Origin of the sequence: Geopseudomonas aromaticivorans, from assembly GCF_019097855.1 — a bacterium.
GTDB classification, from domain to species: domain Bacteria; phylum Pseudomonadota; class Gammaproteobacteria; order Pseudomonadales; family Pseudomonadaceae; genus Geopseudomonas; species Geopseudomonas aromaticivorans.
In genome coordinates this window covers 1-14,239 of record NZ_JAHRGL010000015.1, presented here as the reverse complement: position 1 = coordinate 14,239, position 14,239 = coordinate 1, and the positions used below count along the sequence as shown (strand labels likewise).

Annotated in this window: 12 protein-coding genes; all 12 read right to left on the bottom strand. The window is 58.4% G+C overall.

Features of this window, described 5'->3' with window-relative positions; all coding sequences use genetic code 11:
- Positions 1-54: 54 nt before the first annotated feature.
- Entirely contained in the window at positions 55-303 is a 249-nt protein-coding gene (locus KRX52_RS06235; RefSeq protein WP_217680521.1) for a hypothetical protein, read from the bottom strand.
- 394 nt (positions 304-697) lie between these two features.
- On the bottom strand, positions 698-1,909 hold the full coding sequence (locus KRX52_RS06230; RefSeq protein WP_217680520.1) for a DUF3322 domain-containing protein: 1,212 nt from the start codon (positions 1,907-1,909) through the stop codon (positions 698-700).
- The gene (locus KRX52_RS06225; RefSeq protein ID WP_217680518.1) at positions 1,909-5,286 is read right to left on the bottom strand and encodes an ATP-binding protein; all 3,378 of its coding nucleotides are present in this window, start codon (positions 5,284-5,286) and stop codon (positions 1,909-1,911) included. The genes KRX52_RS06230 and KRX52_RS06225 overlap by 1 nt, the downstream gene beginning before the upstream one ends.
- Positions 5,279-6,034: a DUF4194 domain-containing protein gene (locus tag KRX52_RS06220; RefSeq protein WP_217680516.1), complete on the bottom strand. Its 756-nt coding sequence runs from the start codon at positions 6,032-6,034 to the stop codon at positions 5,279-5,281. Before KRX52_RS06220 ends, KRX52_RS06225 begins: the two co-directional genes overlap by 8 nt.
- Entirely contained in the window at positions 6,031-7,485 is a 1,455-nt protein-coding gene (locus KRX52_RS06215) for a DUF3375 domain-containing protein (protein WP_217680508.1), read from the bottom strand. The genes KRX52_RS06220 and KRX52_RS06215 overlap by 4 nt, the downstream gene beginning before the upstream one ends.
- Positions 7,486-7,731: 246 nt before the next feature.
- Positions 7,732-8,898, bottom strand: a complete 1,167-nt coding sequence (locus KRX52_RS06210; protein WP_217680506.1) for a hypothetical protein — start codon at positions 8,896-8,898, stop codon at positions 7,732-7,734.
- 131 nt (positions 8,899-9,029) lie between these two features.
- A complete protein-coding gene (locus KRX52_RS21040; RefSeq protein WP_217680504.1) occupies positions 9,030-9,440 on the bottom strand; it encodes a hypothetical protein in 411 nt (136 codons plus the stop codon).
- A 63-nt stretch (positions 9,441-9,503) separates the two neighbouring features.
- Positions 9,504-9,878, bottom strand: a complete 375-nt coding sequence (locus tag KRX52_RS06200) for a hypothetical protein (RefSeq protein WP_217680502.1) — start codon at positions 9,876-9,878, stop codon at positions 9,504-9,506.
- Positions 9,879-9,889: 11 nt separating this feature from the next.
- Complete coding sequence (locus KRX52_RS06195; protein WP_217680500.1) at positions 9,890-10,297, bottom strand: DUF6957 family protein; 408 nt, start codon at positions 10,295-10,297, stop codon at positions 9,890-9,892.
- Positions 10,298-10,315: 18 nt separating this feature from the next.
- Positions 10,316-12,169 carry a TniQ family protein gene (locus KRX52_RS06190; protein WP_217680498.1) on the bottom strand — a complete coding sequence of 618 codons (1,854 nt, stop codon included), beginning with the start codon at positions 12,167-12,169 and terminating at the stop codon, positions 10,316-10,318.
- Entirely contained in the window at positions 12,163-13,074 is a 912-nt protein-coding gene (locus KRX52_RS06185) for a TniB family NTP-binding protein (protein ID WP_217680496.1), read from the bottom strand. The genes KRX52_RS06190 and KRX52_RS06185 overlap by 7 nt, the downstream gene beginning before the upstream one ends.
- A 200-nt stretch (positions 13,075-13,274) precedes the next feature.
- A partial coding sequence (locus KRX52_RS06180; protein ID WP_217680494.1) for a Mu transposase C-terminal domain-containing protein occupies positions 13,275-14,239 on the bottom strand: 965 nt, incomplete at its 5' end.

Sequence of the window (14,239 nt, the reverse complement as noted above, 5' to 3'; positions counted from 1 at the left end):
CATGGCATCGCCCATCATTTTGCTGACCGCTTGTGGATAACATCTGCATCGGCTTCATCGGTGCAGCAGTCGATCAGCCGCCGCAATGATCCTGCGCATCTGGCCCACGGTCTGCGCCGTCAGCGCCATCGCGATATGCGAGCGCAACTGTCCCTCGAGAATCTGCGAGTTGTAGACCCTGAGCGCAAAGACCACGCTGGCCCGCAGAGACATATCCACAGCCCTGCTGTCCGGCAGGCTCAACCCGGCCGCGTCGACCAGCACGCTGGCGCCCAACTGGCAGGTGTCGTTCATGGTGTCCATAGGTAGCGCTTTCTCCAAGAGTTACCCACATTTTCGGCACTACTCATATCGTACTTGAGCCAATTCGCCGCTCAGCAAAACAAAACCCCCGACAGACTTTCATCCGCCGGGGGTCTTGTTTGAGTCACCTGTGGATAACATGGTTATCCACAGATATTGCTGGAGGTGCGCAAAGATAACCGACTTTGACACAACCGAAAAATGGGGTTAGACAAGCACTTTGGCCAAAGTTAATTTCCGTGTCGGGAAAAGTTAACAGCCCAAAACCTAGCCTTGGCCAAAGTTAATTGCACCCCCGCGAATTTAGGGGCTCTGGAGGGGGGAAGCCATATCGACTAGCGATCTATTAGGAGGCTTCCCAAAAATTGACAAATTGTCAAAATCTGCGCCTAGTTTACTCCAACCATGCTGGCCTGCAAGACTTTGCACCTCCCAACCAGCGGTGCAAGCTTTTCACTACATAGTCTTGGGACAGTCGCTCCTGCTCCAACCGCCCGATGCCGAGCGCTCCCGAACGAAGCTCTTTAAATAGCGCATCTTCATCAGCAGTCAGGCCTCGTTGGGGGGGAGTTGCTGAGGATCCTTCACTAACGCCTCGCTCTATGTGAGCAAGCAAGGTCGCCTTGTCCATCATCAAGGCCTCAATATGCGGCTGCATGAATCTAGCATCCGCTAGAAATTTCAGTCCCCAGGTATCCAAATCCCCCCAGTAGCCGATGCGCTTCTCGGCTAGCCATTGCGCCTGAAGCCAGACGGTATTCCGCCCGCCACCGAACACCGCAACAGTGTCAGGAAGATCCGGCAATCCGAACCCAGACTGTAGATTTTCCACGACCAGCACGCGCTCGCCGGGTAGGGGATGCTCCAAAAGCTGTTCTAGCGGGAGGCGAAGGAGATCGAACCCAGCTAAATGTCCACGCACCTTTGGGCATAACGGCCTCACATAGAGCCAATTTGAAGGGGTTGGGATGCACCCCAGCCACTGCTCGAGCCCCCCACTACTTGAGACTTCCTGCCCATGAAGCCCATCAAGCAGCGCAACAACCAGCGACTGGTTAACCTCTAAGAACTTGGTATCCATCCCCCGGAGCGGCAGTGCTCTCAAATACCGCCCCTCACCCATGCCGCGATGAAGCTGTGGAAGCACATGCGCCAGCAGCTTGGCGCCTTCAACAGGCAGCTTCTCCAACTCCAAGAGCTGCTTGATCAACGTCGGGTACAAGCCTTTTTCGAGAGCGAGAAGAGGCTCTATTCGAGCCGTCCAACCCATACTCCTATCAATGGCTGGCTTCCCCAAAACCTCGATTAGCGCTTGAACCGACTCGATCTCCAGCCTTACTGGGACGTCGCAATCCCCTAACTGGCGGAACTGCCGAGACATCCAGATCACTTGATGCGGTTTGGGCCAACGCCGCCATGCCGCAACGTAATCATGGAAATGCCCAACGTCCTCAAGGGCCTGACTACCGGTTGGCGGCTTCAGCGATTGTTTGATTGGAAAGCGCCGCGCTCCCGCAAGGCGCTCTCTCAGCCTGACAGGGTGATCCCACTCTACTCGCAGGAGCTCCCCAATGACCTCCTGCGGAAGGCGCCCCCACTCCCTCATTAGGCAGACTCCACATCAATACCCAGTGATTTGGCAGCCACCAGAGCGGCATGCTGCTCGCGCTGGGCCTGCTGCTGGTCAATCTCCTCCCAGGTGACCTCACACAAGCGGCTCTCGTGCTTGTCCTGATCTCGCTCAGCAATCAGCAGAGAGCGTGCAGACTCCCTGGCAAGATTGAGATTCTTGTACGGCGTGATCAGGTTGACGTGGATCTTCAGCTCCCGGAACACTTTGAGCACGCGACGGCTCACGGCCTCAGCCGTGTTGGAAAAGGCCTCATCCAAGAAGACCGTGCAGTAAAGTGGCCGATCACATCCGTCAGGAGTCAGCACATAGGCCAGACTGGCCGCCACAATCGTCCCGGCAAATGACTCCTTCTCGCCACCTGACTTGCCACTGGAGGACTCCAAAACGTCGCGAACCCTTTTGCCGTCCTTCTCAACCTCTTCGGCATAAAAGGAGAGCTGATAGCGGGAATCTAGCAAGCGCAGGCTTTCTAGGTTGCCAGAGGTGGCAGGATTGGTCGCCTTTTCCAAGCGCTCAACCAACTCCTTCAGCTCTTCAAAACGCGCCTCGTGGTCATCACTTCCCGCCCTTGCCAGCACCCGGATCATCTGGCTGTTGAAGGCCTTCACGTGTTCATAGATCTCAGATCGGCTGCCCAGCCGGAGGAAGGTGCCTTGCTTGAACTCCGTGCGCTCCAAGACTTCATTGATGGTCGCTATACGATCCTGGATGTCTTCACGCTCGGCCCCAATGGCCTGGCTGATGCGGGCCAGAGACTGGGTCGCATTGCGATTCAATCGCTCGCGGAAACGCTCAACCAGATCCGGTAGCCCTTCGCTCTCAAGGTGTGCGAGGTGATCCAGATATTCTTCAAGCCCATCGATACCACTCAACCAATCATTCGCAACCAAGGGCCATTCTGTTTTGAATCTGGCTACGATCCCGCTAGCCTTGCTCGATGCAGAGGTAACCCGCGACTGAGCCCCTGACCTAGCCTCATCTAATGTCTTGCGATGGCGCCCTTCGATCTCAGAGGCCATTTCTAGGTCTTCAAGGTGCAACTGCCCCACACGTCCGGAGAGGGATTCCCTGACCACGTCCAGAAGTCCTGCTTGAGCAGCGTCAGAAGCTGCATCCAACGAAGCTTCTGCGTGCTCGATATCACGCTCTTTGGCACCGAGAGTCCTGATTACCTCACTCAATTTGTCCCGTATTTGGGTCTGCTCGGTACAGGCAGCCTCCCAACGTGCCTTTGCTACTCCCAGATTACTATCCGGTTGCTCCAGCGCCGCTAAATCCGCCGTGAGACCATCCACTCGTTGCTGCGCTGCCTGAACATCAATCGATGCCCAGGAGGTCTTGGCAACCCGCTCCCATACCCGCACCGTCTTATCGAGGTTTTCCATGGCAACACGGGCTGTCTGGGTGGCTTGCCCCAGCCTGGCCACTGTGCCCTCAAGCGCAACGCAATCCGCTTTGAGAGCAGCCAGCCGGCTCTTGTTGCTGAAACCCAGATACCAGTGGCGTGGATCGTCCACCCGCTGCTGATCCTTTTTCTCGAACCGCCCCCGATCCAGGTGCATGAGCCCCTGAATGGTCATCGCGAAGGGGGTCTGATCGAGGGTCTCAGTCGAGTCGACGCAATGCAGATCGAAACGGGCGAGATGCTTCTTCAACCAATCGCGGTAGCCATGCTCACGCCATACCAGCTTCCTCAAAAAGCCATCAGGCATGAACTCCGTACTCTGCCCATGTGCCCGAACTACTTGTACTCGGACATGCAGTCCAGTGTGACGGGTATTCAACCACTTGGTGACCAGTCGATACTGATGTTCGGGCACCAGCAAGGTGGTTCTCAACCCACCCAGCGCCCGCTCGATTGCTCCACGCCACAGCTGGTGCTCTTCCTGAACGTCGATCAGCTCGCCGATGAAGACGATCTCTGCCCTGTCCAGAGACAAGCTTTCAACGATCTCATCTCGTAGCCTCTGGTAGGGTGGGTCGATGTTAGAGTCTGGTCTCGACTCGATCTCCCGGATTTCCGCAGCAAGCCGGTTAAGGCGTAACTGATTCTCGGAGAGCTCACCGGCAGCTTGAGCAAAGCGATTCTGCGCCTGCTCCCGTTGCTCAGGAATATCCAATAGGATGCCTTGTGCTGTCGCTTGGTTCTGCTTGAACACCTCGGCAGACAGTGTCTCAGGGAGGTTCAGCTCCCTCGCATCCATCTGGTACGCACGGGCCTCACGAACGATCTGCGCGTGGGCAGAAGTCGCATCCCGGAGATCACGCCTCAGCCCCTCTAGGCGCTCCCCCCCCTGAGACTGATACGCATGGAAAAGCGTCTGAACCCGCACATTCGCTTGTTCCTCCAGTTGGGTTAGACGGCCTTGCTCCGCCCGCAGCAGAACCAACTCTTCATTGATCTGTGCCAGGCGCATCCCCCAGAGGCGGTGGCATTGCTCACCGAAGTACACCGACAGCCCTGCTGACTCGGCAGTCAATCTGCTCAGGTCATTTTTGGCCTGGTTGAGAAGCTGGCTCGTCTCTGGTAGTCCTATTAGGGCATCTCGCTGGCGTCGTGCATCGTCGAGCTCATCGTGAATGCTTACCAGATCATCGAACTCGCTCACCGCCTGTCTGGCGTACTCCTTAACCTGGCTGGGCTCCAACACCAAGTCTCGGATCAGGCTGGTGAGATCGTCGATTTTCTTCAGGCCCAGCGCACGCGAGAGCAGGGCAGGGGCATTTCTGTTTTCCATCCGCAGAAGGCGGATATAGGTCTCCTGGTACTCGGAAAACGAGTCAAAAACATCGACTAAGGGGTCTTCCTTGAGGTGCTGTTTGAGCGCGCGGGCGTTGCCCTCACCAAATTGGTGCAACAGCTCCTCAAGGCGAACGTCTCGCTTACCCACCACAAACAGGCGTTTGAGGTCATTGAGCGAGTTACTGGCCTGGGTAATCCAGAACAAGGCGGCGAGGGTGATCTTGGAGCCGTCCTCGGCGACATACAGTGCCCTAAGCCCAGTGGCTGTGGCCCCTGCTCGCTTCAGGAGGGTGGCGGTTTCGCTCCCATCGTGAGCTTTGCCGTAGTTACCCCGGATATACGACATCAGGGTGCGATCCGCTCGATCCCCCTGTGCTGCTGCGATATTGAACGACGCCTTGCTTGAGGGTAACAACAGGGCCATCAGTCCATCGATGAGTGTCGATTTGCCTGCACCATTGTCGCCTGTAATCAGGGTGCCCTCGCGGTCGATTCGTGCCGAGTGCAAGCCATGGAAGGATCCCCAGTTGTACACGGACAATTCAGCCAGACGAATCTGCCCAGTACTGAACAACTCAGTAGGGCTGATGACCGCATCCTCAAACATCCCGCACCTCCCTGTTTACGCTCATCCCTGCATCAATTGCGAGGCGCTCATACTCCGCCAATAGCCGCCCCAAAAAATCGGCGTTGACTACATAACGGATGACCGGTGTGATTTCAAAGCGCTCGTCATCTCCCCGCACAGCGCTGATCAAGCGCTTATCCTTCATCTGCGTCAGGGCGCCGTTCAGCGCTCGACGGTCGCCCCTGGAGCTATTGGAGAGCGGCAAAAATGGGGTCATCAGAGCTTCAATACGCTCAAGATCGATGATGATTTTTTGCTCGCCGGCGTTTTCTCGCTCTTGGTAGTACTTGCGCAAGACCAACAGCAGCAGCGTGTCGTAGAGACTCAACGTGCGCTTGTTGATGAGACGAGATCCCTCATCCGCCTCATCTTCTTGGTCAGCAAGCTCCTGCTGCAAAAGGATGGCAATCCCGGCCTTATGATCGAGCAGCATGTGCATGAACATGTTGCCGAGATGCTCGGCAATCAGCACCTCGTGACGGCAGAGCGCTTCGAACGCCAGACGCTTGGTATCCGCCATGACGACGCCGTGTCGGAGCAACAAAACCAGCGCGCGACGGGCCTCAAGGGGCATGCCGCTGCCTACAGGTTCAGAAGGCTGCGACTCAGGATCATCCATCTCGGTGTACTCAACCTGTTCCAGAGGTTCATCCTGCTGATAGCCGTCGGCCCGAAACTGGTCAAAAAGCGCTGGGGCCCGCTGATCAGGCTTGTGATCCATGCTCATAAGGCGAGCTCCTCCAAATCCGTTGGAAACTGTTCTGCGGCCATCAGCAAGGCTGGGATGGTGGCGCGGATCCGATTGCCTGCCCGATCCGGCACCAAAAGGTTTTCAGAGCTCTCCAGCACTATCGCATCGATGGCTTTGGCTATACGAACGTGCGCCACCAGCTCTTCCAACCCTCCAGTGATGGGACGGTACTGAACGACTTTTGCCACGGTCATCGGGCCAAACTGGTTGAGGAGAGCCCTTACATCTGCCGCGACCTCCAGAACCTTGACCGTGTTGAGATGGTCGAGCATGCCGGCGTTTGCAATATGGCTATTGGTGTTCGCGGTAACCTGGCTGGTATCCAGCCGTTCCTCTGGCAGACGCAGGTGAATGCTAGAGGGTGAGCGCACGCGGAGGCTGCCGGTAGGCAAGTCAACGGCAACAGGCACACGAAAGCTCAGCTCATGATCCTTGAAGTTGACGGCCTGCTTCTCCAGCTGTCGAAGCAGCAGCTCTACCGCTCGGCGCTCTTGCTGGGCTCCGCTCTCTACGAAGGCCCGAAGGCTCTCACCCGTACGACGCCGCACCTGGAATACGCGCTCGCTTTCCTTGGTCAGTTCACGAACCAGGTGTGCCAGATAGCGCGCCTCCTCTTGCTTGAGGTGCTGGGATGCCGGTCGCGCCAGGATTGAGCGCAATTGCTCGCGAAACTCGATGATCCGATTCTGATCGCACAGCAACTGGAAGAAACCATCGAAGGCTTGTCCTGCATCCGTTTGCAGTAACTCCCCCTCGTGTTCCAACAAGGCTTGCAAGACTTCACCGCGACCAGTCTCAGACTCAATCATCCGGACACGCATCTTCTGATCAAGCTGCCGGATTTCGTCTTCCAGGCGGCGAAAGTCGCCTGTCAAAACCGAGGTTAAGTGGTAGAGGCCTCGAATGCGTTCACGCTGTTCTGGCCCGGATAACTCGGGAACGATGCCCATACGCAACGCTTCAATCTCGCGATCCAACGCTTCCCGGCGTGCGCTGAGCAAGGTGATGCGCTCTTCGGGATTGGGGCTGAGCGCGACGGCCAGATCCCGAACGGCGTCCTGGACGATACGCAGATGGGAGGCAGTGGCATTGCTGTCGCGCTGCTCAAGGTTCTGAGCAAACCTGAGGGCAAGCTCGAACGCGTCCGTGCGCGTCAGCCGGTCATCATGCTCACGCAACCAGCCGGACTGAATCCAGTGCCGCAGATGCGCGCCGGCGTTTTCCTGCAAGCCAAAGCTTTCCTGCCAAGCAGGCAATTCCGCTTCCAGGGCGACACGCGCTTTGCCAAAGGGCACCTCGCTCTCTTGAGCGAACAGATCGCTGATAAAGGCCAAGACGATAGGAGCATGCTCTGCATGCAACAAGCGCCAAGCAGCGTGCTCAGCAAACAAGCGCCTGTAGCGTGCCTGTTGTTCATACAAGCTCATCGACACCTCCCTGTGTATCCACCCACGCCTTGAAGCTGGTCACAGAATACGCGCCAATGCTTGCAGCGGCGATACCAGCCTGCCAGCCCGCTGCGGGTGCAGGTAACCGCAGGAGAGGCGCCACGCCACAAGCGTTCAGCCAAGCCTGTTGGTATACCGCTCCCCAACCCTCGAAGTGCTCGACCAGCTCTGAGCCTGTCAGCGCGCCAACCGCCGAGCACTACTCCCTGCCCGTCACCCCCTGAATCACCAGCGCCCATAGCCAGACGGGGAGGGGATTTCGATCTCCTGATCCAACAGCTCGTCTCCAGCCACCACTAGGGGATCCAACCAGTCGGCCTTAGCCCGCCCCCAGACCAGGAAAGCGCGTTGCTCCTCGGTCAGTCCTCCGGCCCACAGGGCATGCTGCTCGAAGGCGCTCAGGTAGTCGCGCAACTGTTCGGCCCGCATCCAGTCCTGCGCATCACTCTCCACCTGCTGGAGTCGCTCCCGCTCCGCGTCCTGAAGCGCCTTCCGCGCCAAAGCCTCTTCGCGCCTACGTCGTAATTCAGCCTCTTGAATGGCCCGCTGCTCGCGGGCCAGCAGAGCCTGAACCGCCCGGCGCGCCATATACAGGATGAATGCATTAAGCTGGTCTTCGACGGGTATCTTCGCCGTGTCGACCACCTTGCCGCTGTAACCCTGATCAGCGATCACATGCAACTGACCGGAGGGCGTGTATTGCCACTGGGGGAGGTAGACCCACTGGCCACGCGCCTGCTTGGCGATCTCCTCAGGACTGGGGACATAGCGAGTGCGACGCGTCGGCTCGAAAAAGCTGAGCGAGGATGAGATGCCGAGGATCTCGACCTGGACGAAACGCCCATCCAGCGTGACCCGGTAGCCGCGTTGCTCCAAGGCCTTGAGCAAGGCGTCGGCCACCCGCAATGCCCTAGGCAGCAGCGCGGTAGACACCTTCAGATCCAGAGCCGGCTCAGTCGGCAATGGGATACCCCGCTGATCGTGGGCAGGCTTCTTCAGGGCATCACGGGTCTTCACCACCAGAGGGTGGGGACGGCTCAAGCGTTCCGCCACTCGGACGTTATGGGCCGGATCCTGCTCATAGCTGAGGATCGCTTGGAGACGCGGGTCGACGGGCTCGCTGGACGGCGAACTGCTGGGTACGGCGGCAGCCCGCGTGGGCTTGAGCAGCGCACCACGCGGGCCGGTATACTCGCGCAGCTCCGGCCTAGCAGGTACCCGTTTGCCGGCCTTCAGCTTGGCCCAGTAGCCACGACCCGGTGTCGGAATTTGGAGGCGGGCGCAGAGCTTCTTCAGCCCCACATCCGAGAGGCCATACCCGGGCGCCACTTCGCGCAGGGGCGCCGACCATACTTCCTCTTGCAGCCGGGCGCGGTCGTAGTATTCCGCCATGAATCTGCTCCTCCTGTTGGCCTGGTCTTGCGCCCGGCACGGATTGAACGATTACCCGATTATGCGCAGCGCGGTTCGACTCCCGCAGGCGAGGGGACTCCGCCGTGGTCAGCCGAGCTGACCGCCCCCGATCAATCCTCCGACGTGTCCTCACTACCCTCAAACCGCTGGCGGATCTCGTCGCTGCCCAGGGCGTCGAAATCCTCCGGAATCGGGCCCAGCTGATCTCGGAGCATACCCACCCGCTTGGCCGCTGCGGGCTCCTCCACCGTCGTCACCTCAATCCGTCCGAACCTCTCCGGATCGGCCATGCCCTCGTCATCGAACAAGTGCTGGACGTCGTGCTCCCGACGCAGATGTGCGAGCGTCTGGAAAAAACAGAGCTCGCACAGGCGCAGCCGATACTGCTCGCCAGCATGCTGGGAGCCTTCGCCCCAATGGGCGTGGAGCGTGCCGAACTGGCGGCCAGTCCCCTCCGCTCCACAAACTTCGCAGCACCAGCCTCTTGCTTCCCCCCTGGCAGGGTCACTGGTCGTCGTCATCGCTACGTCCCTCGGTCTCTATTGGAGGTTTCTCCGCACTCAACATGCCCTTGGCATACCGGCTCAGTGCACACACCAAAGCGACCCTGTCTGCGCTGCACTGTCGAACTGCTCGACCAGGTAACGAAGCGACTTGCGGCCCCCATGGGCATGAAAATCGGCCACAACATAGATTTCACCATCCATCGTCCTGATCACCCAGCGTCCGTAACGCTCGGTCAATTCAGCGATCTCCGCAGTGGTGATCCACACGCCATCGACGTGCCACCGCCAGCGGTCTTTATACAGGTGACCCTCCAGGCAACGATGCGTAATGCGAGCGTTGAGAAGAAAACCCGTCACAAGATAATCATCAGGAAATCGCACCAGCATGGCTCTGGCCAGATGGCTGAGCTGTCGGCAAGTCAGCATTTCTGGACTCAATACGTCGGTCGGCATAAGGGCAGTCCTCAATGGATGCTGAACAGCAGTTTGTAGTCGGCCTGTTTCGTGCAACCGTCTCCTAACAGCACGTAAACGGTGTTGCCGGTCTCAAAAAAACCGTCCTCTGGACACGTGATGCAGAGACTGCTTCTCACCCAGTCACCAGGAGCAAAACGACCGGCGCTGTCGAAAACGACCTCATGCGCAAACACCAGCAGGGGCAACCGACCAGATGCTTGGATTCCGGTCAGCGTCTGCTCTGCAACGAGCAGATCCACCAGCATCCACCGACGTACCAGGCAAAATGGTTTATGCGGATAGCGCCGTCGCACCTCAGCCATCGCCGCTTTCTCCTCCAACTCACAGCCATCCAAGTGGACGCCATTGCCGTAGAGAAAATCGGCCATCCGGGACAGGTCATCGGGTTCCTGCATCTTGCACCTCCTGGTTGATCAGCCGATCACTTCGGCAGACTCGTTATTCCGCCGCCAATGAGGGTCACGCCCAGAGGCAACGTTGATCAGTGCATCTGTAGAAAGGAGGAGACCGCGCAGGCTACCCTCTGACGTGGCATGAGCCCCTTTGGCAAGTACACCCTGGCGGGTGAGCCCCTTGGTCATCCAGACCGAGCGGGTGTTTAGGCGCTCCGCCGCATCGGCCGCCACGATGTAAGTCGAGAGGAAGGTGATGAGATTCGTCACACTGATCCAAATCTGCTTCTTGCCATCGCGGCTTTCCATGCGATGCGGGAGTAAGCCAGCCTCCACCCAGCTTTTTATCGTCTCGTGTTTCCAGCGGGTGATCCGCGAGAGATCGGTGATGGTCAGCTCCATCAGGTCGGTACCCTGGCGGAGATGCTGATTGAGTTCGTCGTGATCAAACTGGAATGCTGCTAAGCCCGTGATGCCTTGCAGTTGGTGCACCGGCTTGATTTGCCCAGCAAAAATCAGACGGTACAACTCGTTGGCCTGTTGGTTGGAGAATCGCTTGCCGCTAATGTCCTCCAGGCCGAGCAGATTGCGCCCCTCAGTGTGGGTACAGGCAGCCGCCAGCATCTGGAGGAGCCGCTGGATGTCTTCCTGCCGGTAGTCGCCCTTGGCAAACAATGGCCTGTCACCATCAGCAACCCGCGTCAGCACACCACACTCGACCATGCGGTCACGCACACGACGGGAGATGTTCAAGGCCTTGAGCAGATCCTTGCCCGCTACCAGCCCCGCCGCCGCGCGCTGCTCGGTCTCAACGGCTGACCGCTCCACCAAACAGAATTCCACCGATGCGCCCTGGAGAATATTTCCTGCCAGCTGACCACTCTTGACCAGCGAGACGATGCGATCTGGCGAGGATCCCAACTGGCGAGCAGCCTCGGCAGCGGTAAAAGTGCTTTTCGCCCCCAGCATCTCGGCACCAATTTGTTTCAGCTTGCGATTAATGGGTGCATTGGCCTGAGCCACGATGACGCGGTATGCCATGTCACGCAGCGGCGCATAGGCCTCGCCAGCAAATGCCGAGTTCAGCTCCCTGTACCAAGTGCCCAGGTTCTGGATAAATCGACTCGATTGGCGCTGATTCGCGGCCAGGACTCGCGCCTCAACAAATTCCGGAAAGCGGCGTTCCAGATCTTCCGCGATTTCATAGCTGGCACGATTGATCTCTCTGGCCCGCGCCAGATCGATGGCCGCATTTTTTCGCTGCGGTACGCTCAGCGTCAGGTTGGCGAGAAAGAGCCAGAAACGGTCGATGTCTGCGGGCATTTCTCGGCCTTCACCGAAACCGCTCAGAGCAATTTCACGCCCCGGCTGAAGCATGAGTAGCGAGGCGATATGCAAGTTGGCTACATCCGCCGCTGCCGCAGGAGCCCCGGTCAGGTCAAAACCACAACGGCAAGCGCAGACAGCGGCGCGATTCAGCTCCAGCGGTGCTTGGCACGCGGGGCAGTGATCAACGAGCTGAACGCGGTGGGTCGGGCAGACGGTGATCAGCTCATGGTGCCAAGCCTGACGGATATAGCCGGCCTCACGCAGACATGCAGGGCATACGGCAATCTCACCCTTGCGCAGGAAAGCCCCCGCCGGGATCGATCCTCGGATGGCCGAATACGAAGACAGCTGCTGGAGCTGTTGCGGTGGCAGCCCATGGACTTGAGCGAGTGAAACCAGGTCATCTCCGGTATAGCGGGCCTTGATCCTGACACCTGTCGGTCGCAACAAGGCATTGGTTGAACCGAGGTAATTCTCCTCTGCCAAGCGCAGCAAATAGCCATTGAGGCTTTCGTCGACAGCCGGGGGGGAAATAAACGTCAGCATGGCTTCACCACGCCAGCCTCGCGCATGACCTGGGTGTATACCAGAGCCATGTGCTCCGTCTCGATAGGCCGCGCAGGATCCAGCGGATTGAAATCCAGCCAGCGGTTCATCACCACCTGCGCATACGCCGCAGCAAACTCCTGGTAGTGGGCGGTCTTCCTCCCGCCGTGCACAGCCTGCACCTCCATGAAAAGCTTGTTGATAAGTCCGTAACGTCCCGCAGTCGCGACATACATACGCGCGGCAAATTCGGCATCATTGAATGGGAAAGTTTGCCACCCAGTTTCAGTCAGGTACTCCAGCGCACCGGCCAGTGCCGCGCGGAAATCCCTATAATCTGGGCCATCCCAGTAGTAAGGGGTATACTCGACTGGACGACGGGCGCGGTCTGCCAGTTGCTCATTAGCACTGAACAGCCCGGTCAATGTCGGTAGTCCTGCGAGTACCAGCGAAACCCCCGCCTGGTCGTAGAGGTGTTTCAGAAAATCTGCTGCCGCCCGGACTGTCGTTGAGCTGCCCCGCTCCAACATGTGTTGCGTCTCATCAAAAATGATCATCCGGGTTTCCAGTCGCCTCAGCGCCTGAATAAGAGCGTTGGTTGCTGCCACGTGGTTGTTAAACACCGCCGGGCTCATTCCGATGCCCACCAAGCAGGCATCCGGCAGTGCTCTTCCGGTCAGGTGCTTAGGGCTGACTACACGAATCACCTCACGCCCCTCCGAGCACTTGGCAGCCTGCTCCCTGAGAAACAGCTCTAGCAGTGTGGTTTTGCCAACTCGCGTCGGCCCAACTACCGGCAGGATTTGTGGGTCTCCTTCTTGGGCACGCGCCAGCACACTCTCCAAGTGCCCTCGGGTGCTGTTGAAACGTGCATGAAAGACCAGTTGATCTGCAATCCGGCTCATCGTGCTCGCTCTCCCTGAACAACGTATTGGTCGTATTTTTCGGCACTAATCGCCGAACATTGGTGTTGGCTGCTTTTCCGACACACACTGCTCCCAGTACAAACCGCATTCGCAGTCTGGAGTCTCTAGACGGGCCGTACTGCACGATGCCCCTGATATGTGCACTCAACAGACCGGAGGATCCGTGGCGAAACCGCTGATCAACGCTCATGGCTGAACTCCTGACGCGGGGCTGGCAGGAAATCGTCGTCATCCGACAGACTCGGAATCGGAGCAGTGACGGTAAGTTGCGGCAAAGCTTTTTCGATCTCCTCGTTGAACGCTGCTTTCTGCGCCAGCTTCTCCTGCTGCTGCATAGCCCGGTTGTTGGCCTTGATCTTCGGACGGCGGCGCTGACTGTCCACCGCGAACTGCGCCAGCATCTGGGCATAGGTCCGTTGGTAGTCATGCCCGGTCATCGGCCCACTCGCGGAATAAGCTGCCTTCAGAGCCTTGGCCGTCGCAAAACTGACGGAAGGCATACCGATCATCTTGTTATCCAACCGAATCAAGGTCCCGTCGTCCGGATGCACGGCATAAATCGCCGTGCAGTCCTCGGGATTGAACAGGAGGTCGATACGAGAGAGCACGCGCTCTCTGGCCAGTTGAGCCAGTTCGGCGCTGTGAAACTGGAAGCCCTCGAAATCGACACCGTAATGTTGAACCTGGCGCTCCGCACGGTTCAGATCCAAAATCAGCCGCCTGATCTGCTCTAATGAAGGCGGCGGCAGGGGCATGAAATGATTAAGCGCCTCGTCCATCGCCAATTTGATTGACATCCGCTGACCATGCTTGAAACCCAGCTTCACATTCGGTTTGTGGATGTAGACATCAGCAATGAACTTCACGACCTGCTGGTAAATCTCGCTGACGGAATAGCAGGCCTCCGCCTCCGCCCGCGCATGCCGATTCTTGACACGTTCGTCCGCGCTTTTTTTGGCGCCCGGCATCTTGCTGAATAGCCCGTCATCCAATACATCGAAGAGCGACTCCACATGGGTGCGGATTCCACGCCATCCGGCCACCCAGTCCACGCTTATCCGGCCGGGCATTCCACGCACATCCGGCCACCTGTTCCACGGCCATCCGGCCGGGCAGTCGGAGCGCAGCGACGCTAGGGTGGCAT